This is a genomic window from Streptomyces sp. H27-H5, assembly GCF_026627505.1.
GTDB lineage: Bacteria > Actinomycetota > Actinomycetes > Streptomycetales > Streptomycetaceae > Streptomyces.
In genome coordinates this window covers 21014-27520 of record NZ_JAPNLK010000099.1, presented here as the reverse complement: position 1 = coordinate 27520, position 6507 = coordinate 21014, and the positions used below count along the sequence as shown (strand labels likewise).

Annotated in this window: 6 protein-coding genes and 1 pseudogene; 1 reads left to right on the top strand and 6 read right to left on the bottom strand. The window is 73.7% G+C overall.

Annotated features, from left to right (window positions below; genetic code table 11):
* Positions 1 to 122 precede the first annotated feature (122 nt).
* Both OTB19_RS34445 and OTB19_RS34440 read right to left on the bottom strand, forming a co-directional pair.
* Positions 123 to 1325 carry an acyltransferase family protein gene (locus tag OTB19_RS34445; protein WP_267802662.1) on the bottom strand — a complete coding sequence of 401 codons (1203 nt, stop codon included), beginning with the start codon at positions 1323 to 1325 and terminating at the stop codon, positions 123 to 125.
* On the bottom strand, positions 1318 to 2319 hold the full coding sequence (locus OTB19_RS34440; protein ID WP_267802661.1) for an alpha/beta hydrolase: 1002 nt from the start codon (positions 2317 to 2319) through the stop codon (positions 1318 to 1320). The genes OTB19_RS34445 and OTB19_RS34440 overlap by 8 nt, the downstream gene beginning before the upstream one ends.
* A 251-nt stretch (positions 2320 to 2570) precedes the next feature.
* On the opposite strand from OTB19_RS34440, the gene OTB19_RS34435 reads away from it, so the two are divergent.
* Positions 2571 to 3080 carry an HIT family protein gene (locus OTB19_RS34435; RefSeq protein ID WP_267802665.1) on the top strand — a complete coding sequence of 170 codons (510 nt, stop codon included), beginning with the start codon at positions 2571 to 2573 and terminating at the stop codon, positions 3078 to 3080.
* Positions 3081 to 3175: 95 nt separating this feature from the next.
* On the opposite strand, the gene OTB19_RS34430 is transcribed toward OTB19_RS34435, so the two are convergent.
* The 4 genes and pseudogenes from OTB19_RS34430 to OTB19_RS34415 form a co-directional block, all read right to left on the bottom strand.
* The gene (locus OTB19_RS34430) at positions 3176 to 3565 is read right to left on the bottom strand and encodes a nuclear transport factor 2 family protein (protein ID WP_267802660.1); all 390 of its coding nucleotides are present in this window, start codon (positions 3563 to 3565) and stop codon (positions 3176 to 3178) included.
* Between the two features lie 81 nt (positions 3566 to 3646).
* Positions 3647 to 4972 carry a serine/threonine-protein kinase gene (locus OTB19_RS34425; RefSeq protein ID WP_267802664.1) on the bottom strand — a complete coding sequence of 442 codons (1326 nt, stop codon included), beginning with the start codon at positions 4970 to 4972 and terminating at the stop codon, positions 3647 to 3649.
* A gap of 261 nt (positions 4973 to 5233) precedes the next feature.
* A pseudogene (locus OTB19_RS34420) lies at positions 5234 to 5800 on the bottom strand (MarR family winged helix-turn-helix transcriptional regulator); the annotation flags it as partial.
* A complete protein-coding gene (locus OTB19_RS34415) occupies positions 5793 to 6422 on the bottom strand; it encodes a DJ-1/PfpI family protein (RefSeq protein ID WP_267802659.1) in 630 nt (209 codons plus the stop codon). The pseudogene OTB19_RS34420 and the gene OTB19_RS34415, both read right to left, overlap by 8 nt.
* Between the last annotated feature and the right edge of the window lie 85 nt (positions 6423 to 6507).

Sequence of the window (6507 nt, the reverse complement as noted above, 5' to 3'; positions counted from 1 at the left end):
CGGCACCGACATCGGCCACCCCAACGACGCCTTCGACACCGCCGCCATCGTCCACCTCGCCGACCACGAGGCGTGACCGCACCCAACCCGCCCAACCGGAAAAGGACCTGCAACGCGCTGCACTAGGCATGGGCGATCTCCCTCTCGGATGCCGGCTGCCGATCCGCGGAGGCGGAGCCGACACGGACGACACGGCCACCACGGCCGGACGTTCCCTGTTCGTACGTGCGGAACCCGGCCCAGCACACCGACAGGGCGGCCGCGAACACCGGCAGCCACAGCAGACGGGCCGCTATCCAGACGGGGGAGTCGGGGACGGTGTGCAGGCCGGGCAGATCGGCGGCGACCAGGAGGCCGAGGGCGGTGACGGCCATCATCGCGGTCTGATGCCAGAGGAAGACCGTCATCGCGGACAGGTTCACCAGCGCCACCTTCGCCCACGCCCGAGGGCGCCGCATGGCTCGGGCGAGCCGTTCGCGGAGCAGGAGGGCCAACCCGCACTGGGCCACACCGAACGCGACGGCCGCGATGGTCGGAGGATTGAGGTTCGAGACCTCTGCGCCCGGGACGCCCACCATGGATGCCGGGTACCCGCCCCAGAGGATCAGCGCGGCGGTGCCGAGCGCGCCGCCCACCAGGAGGAGGAGTGCCGGGGTCCGTCGGGCGAAGGCTCCCCGGGACCAGGCGGCCCCCAGTGTGTACGGGACGAGCCAGCCGGCGGCGACATTGACCCAGCCGATCCACTCGGGACCCGCGAAGCCGAACCGCCAGACATCCACACCCGCCACCACCGCGGCGGGCCACAACGGGTTGAGTCGGGCCACGAGCGGCGTCGCGGCGGTGAGCGCGGCGAACACCAGCAGGAACCAGAGCGGCGACAGGACCAGCTTCACCAACGATCTGACGGTGTCGAAGTCCACTCCGCCGAGCAGCATTCCGACCGCCGTGATCGCCCACAGGGCGACGACCGCCGCCACCGGTCGGAACAACCGGCGCAGGCGTTGACCGATCCACGCCCCGTACGAGACTCCGCGCGCCCGCACCGACGCGTACCCCTGGGCCGCGACATGACCGCCGACCAGGAAGAACACGGCCAGGGTCTGGAACACCCAGGAGACCGGCGCCAGCACGCTCATGTGGGCCAGCGGACTTGTCGTGCTCAGACCGCCGTTGGCCGTGGTCAGTGCGGTGACCAGCCAGTGGCCCAGCACCACGCCGAGGATGGCGAAGGCGCGCAGCGCGTCCACGGATCGATCCCGCGAGGCCGGGGTGGCGGCGTGTATGCGGTCCGCGAGGTCGGACCAGCGGGCGGGACGCTTACGCATGGGAGGCCTCCGAAGGGTTCGGCCGCACGAGGACGTCGGAAGCGGCGGCAGTGGTGACGACAGGGGTGGTGTCGGCGGAGCCGACGACGATGCGGGCCAGGCTGTCGAGGGACTCGGTACCGGGCCGCAGGTAGTCGCTGTGCCCGGCGTCACCCGCCGCGAAGGGCAGGGCGCCGAACGCGGGATCCACCGGGTCGGTGCCGAATCCCATGGAGCCGAGCCGCACATGGGGCACGTGGGCCACCCAGTCGTCGCTGCCGCGCCCGGCCCAGACGCGCGCGGTGGTCGGCAGCTCGGAGGCCGATCCGGCCCCCGTCCCCGGACTGCCGTACAGAACGGTGTCGGTGACATCGGGGCCGGTCGTGGTGCGGGCGCAGACCACGGAGCCGTAGGAGTGGCACAGGAGCGATATCCGGGCGGCGGGCCAGCTGAGCTCCCGCAACCCCGCCAGGAAGCGGCCCAGTTCGGCGGCGCCCTCGTCGGCGCGACCGGTGGTCAGGACGGTGGCGCTGACCGTGCCGGGGGTGTCGTACCCGAGCCAGGCGACCACGGCGGAGCGCGGATGCTCGGCCTGTAGGCGCTGCTGAAGGGCGACGGCCCCGGCACGGAACCTCTGATAGGTGTCCAAGGTGGTGTCGGAACCGGGTACCAGCACGGCCACCCGGTCCGCGGTCTCCACATCGCCGAACACCTCGACGACGCGCCCCTTCCCCCGCCCGTCGAAGCTCAGGAACCGGGCCCCGCCCGAAGGCGCCGCCATGGCCCGGAGCTTCGCCGCCCGGCCGCCGCGGCCCGCGTCCTGCGCCATCCGGGCCGCCTCCGCGAGGTTGCCCTGGTTCGCGGTGTAGCGGATCCGGGCAGCGGTGCCATCGGAGAAGGCCACCGGATTCGGGGCGGGCACGAGGGGCGTGGCGGCCGCCGACAGCGGGAACACCACGGCCGCGACGATCAGGCCGGCCAGCAGGGTGCGGGTCGTACGGCTGCCGATGCTCATGGCGTGGGTTCCTTCGGTCCGGAGGTCCAGAGGGGTGCGTTCTTCTGGTTCCGAAGTTAGGAATCGCGGCCCGTGGTCGGCGTCACGCTGCGGAGCCTCATTGGTGAGTGGCTCTCAGGTATGACAGGGGGTACCTGCGAGCCACGGATCAGGCCCCGCCCACCCCACGAACCGAAACCGCCCACTCCATCAACCGAAACCGCCCACCCGTCAACCCGTCTACCCGACACGTTCGTTAGGGTCCCGGGATGATCGACAACGACTGGCGCAAGGACCGCATCGGCAGCGCCCACCGGGGCGAGAACCCCACCGTGCTCCGCCGCCTCGACTCCGGCTTCGCGGTCATCGGGGACCGGCAGTTCCTGCCCGGATACTCGGTCCTGCTGACCGACGACCCGGCCGTGACCCGGCTCTCGGACCTGCCTCCGGCGAGCCGGACCGCCTACCTCACCGACCTGGAGCGGTTCGCCGAGGCCGTCGAACGCGCCTGTGCCCGCCTCGATCCGGCCTTCCGGCGCGTCAACATCGAGATCCTGGGCAACACCGACCCGTATCTCCACGCCCACATCTGGCCCCGCTACGACTGGGAAGCCGCCGACATCGTCCGACTGCCCGTCTGGCTGTACGAGGACGAGGAGTTCTGGCGCGGCGACCGCCACGCGCTGGCGCCCCGCCACGACGCGCTGCGGGCCGCGATCGGCGAGGAGTTGGACGGCCTGCTCGGTCGGACCGGGCAGCCCGGGGCGTCCGAACCGGCCTGACCGGAAAGCGGGGGCGAGACGGGCGGCGAGGCGAGGAAGAGACGGACGGCGAGGCGGGCGGGCACGCGGTCGCGGGGCGGTCACCGGCCCACGACTCAGTCCGCGACCAGGGGTTCCACGTAGCCCGCCCGCCAACGGGGCGCGGGATCCTGTCCGGGGCTGGTCCAGTACTCCCTGGCCCCCACGATCTCGCCGCCCCGGACGGTCCACAGGGAGACGGCCCGGTAGACGACGTGGTCCTGAGGTATCTCCACCTCGGTGACGACGAGATCCCCGTCGGCGAGGATGCGCAGCACCTCCACGGATCCCTCGTCGGTGTCGGCGTCGTCGCTCAGGACGGCGATGAAGTTGGCCCGGCCCACGATGCGTTCGCTGCTGACCGGCCACTCGATGACCGAGTCCTCGGCGATCAATCCGGCGACGCCGTCCCAGTCGCGTGCCCCGATCCGCTCCCACAGTCGTGCCACTACGCTCAACGGCTCCATGTGCGGCAGTGTGCGATGGCGTTGACGCACGTAACAGGCGCTGCCTGAAGGGTTATTGACGTCGACACAAATGAGCCGCGGCTACTCCCTGTCGTACGTGAGAGGGGGACTCGCGGACCCCGTCAGTTCGCGCCGAAGGCTTCCGTCGGGCAGCAACCTGAGCCGGCTGACAACGCCTGCGGTACACGTCGGAGGGGCTCCGGAGGTGACGGTCGAGGCGGCCAGTTCCACCGCGTCGCCGCCGCCGAGCAGGGTGGCCCTCCAGGTACAGGAGTAGCCCGGGTCCTCGACCCGCAGGTCCATGACGGGGTCGCCGACCGTGCCGGTGGTCAGGGTGAGGTGCCAGGTGGCGGTCCCGGACGTCGCCCGCCATGCGCCGGCGTAGGAATCGGGCAGCGCCGCCGAAAGTCCGGCCGAGGCGGTGCCGGTGTCCGCACCGGCGCCGGTCTTCGGGGTCCCGGTCCTCGGGGCGGCGGCTGTGGACGGCGCGGCGCCGGCGCCGCTCGCCACCGGCCGGGCGACGGGCGAAACAGCCCCGGGATCCGCGCTCATCACGGTGTGGACCGTGGCCCCCGACGCGACGGCGACGACCGCCGCCACCGCCGTCAGGAAGGCCGTCGAGGCGCGGCGCGGTCGGGCCCCGGGCGCGCGGTGCGGCCTGGGCGGCGGCGCCGGAGGCTGCCCCGGTATCGGCCCGCACGCCGCTCCGTACACCGCCCCCCGCGTTGGCGGGAGCACCGGCAGGGGCGCCGCCCCGAACCCCGCCGCCCCATCGTGCGCCCGCTCGCCCGCCCCGTCGCGCGCGCCCTCTCCTGCCGCCTGGACCGGCCCCTCGCCCGCCCCGTACGTCGGCGGGTGCGCGGGCCTCGGGGGCGGCGGTCGGTCCGGGCCCGCGTCCTCGCGGTCGAGGAGCGCCACCGCGTGCCTGCCGAGCAGTGTCACCAAGGGCGCCGGCAGCCACGGCTCCAAGGCCCTCCCGTCGGCCACGGTGTCCCCGGCGCCGACCCGGGCCAACACCTCAGCGGACGTCGGCCGCTCGGCCGGCTCCTTGAGCAGGCAGGCCCGTACGAGGTCGAGCAGTTCGACGGGCACGCCGGCCAGGTCGGGTTCCGCTTCGACGACCCGCAGGAGCAACCCGGCCGCGCCGCCGCCCTGTTCCGTGTCCCCGAAGGGCAGTCGGCCGGTGGCCGCGTACGCCAGCACCGCACCCAGGCAGAACACGTCGATCGCGGAAGTGACCGGCTCGCCGCACACCTGTTCGGGTGCCATGAAACCGGGGGAGCCGACGAGCACCCCGGGCTGGGTGAGTCCCTGATCGGGGGCGTCCGGGTCGTGCGGCGCCCGGGCGATGCCGAAGTCGATGACGCGGGGGCCGTCCAGCTTGAGCAGGACGTTGGAGGGCTTCAGGTCGCGGTGGGCTCCGCGTGGGGAGGGACGGTGTCCGGGCGGGCCGTGGTTTGCGGCGTTCCGCGGTTCCCGGTCCCGGGATTCCGTTTGCGGGGCCGAGGCGTGCGGCCCCGCCGCCGGCCACGGTCAGGACCGGCCGGCGGCACCCCCCGGCGCGACATCCCCGACGGAGGCATCCCCGACCCCGACATCCCCGACCGAGGCATCCGTGACCACGACATCGCCGACCACGACATCCTGCTCCGCGGGTTCACCGATCCCGGCCTCCCCGGCCGCCGGATCCCCGAGGGTGTCCAGAGCCGCCGCCAGGCGTTCCAGGACGCGGGCCGTCTCCGCGAAGGCCGACTCGCCCAGTTCGGCCGCGAGTCGGGCGGCCAGGGAGGCATGACCCGGGTCGATGCGTGCGATGGCGGCCCGGCCGCCCTCCGTCGGACGCAGCAACTTGGCCCGCCGGTGGGCCGGGTTGGGAACGTATTCCGCGAGACCGCCCGCCGCCAGCAGGTCCGCGACGCGCTGGACGCTCTGGCGGGTGATGCCCATGGTCCGGGCGATGCCCGCGACCGGCAGCGGCTCCCGGAGCACGGCGCCCAGGACCTGCCAGCGGGCCGCGGTCAAACCGGCCGGGCGGGCCAGTTCCTCCGAGACGGCGAGGAGTCGGCCGTTCAGCCGGAACACCCCGAGCGCCGTGCGGCTCAACAGGTCCTGCCGGGCACGCCCGGAAAGCCCCTCGCCCGCCCCTCCCTCGCCCACGGTCTCCTCGTCCGCCACTCCCTCGTCCGCCGCCCCCGCCCCGGCCCCCGCCGGCGCCGCCGCCTCCCGCTCAGGCATCGCCGGCTTCCGCCGCCGCCATCAGGACCGGGAACGCGCTCGCGTCCGAGTCGTGGAAGAGCCGGTACCAGGCGTCCAGTACATCGGGCTTGTACACGTCCAGCCGCGCGAACACCTCGCGCGCGAAGGCCACCGGCTCGGTCGGGCCCGCCGTGATCAGGTCGCCGTCCGTGACCGCGTCGGCCTCGACGTAGTCCGCGCCGCCCCCGTACCCGGGCTGCGCCCCCAGGTACTCGGCGGCCGCGCTGGTGTGGGGGCGCCCGTCCAGCAGGCCGGCCCGGGCGAGGCCCGCGGTTGCTCCGCAGATCGCCGCGACCGGGACCCCGGCCGCCAGGAACTCGCGGGCCTTCGCGGCGAACGGCGCCAGGTCGTCCCCGGTGTCCCACAGCGCCGCCCCCGTGAGGATGAGCAGGGAGGAGTCCTCGGGGCGCAGGTCGGCGAGGGCCTGATCGGGCAGGACACGGAGGCCGCCCATGGTGGTGACCGGCGTTTCGGCGGTGGCGCCGACCGTGCGGATCTCGTGGCCGCGCTGGGTGAGGTGCGCGGTGGTGTGGCCGGTCTCCCAGTCCGCGTACGTGTCGTAGACCGCGAGGTGGACGGGCTTGCGCGGGGTCTCGCTCATGGTGCTCGCCTCCGTGTGTGGGTGTGCGTGCCGGTACGAGTGGATGTGCGTGCCTGTGCGGGGTGCTCGACGTTCCGAGGTGCTC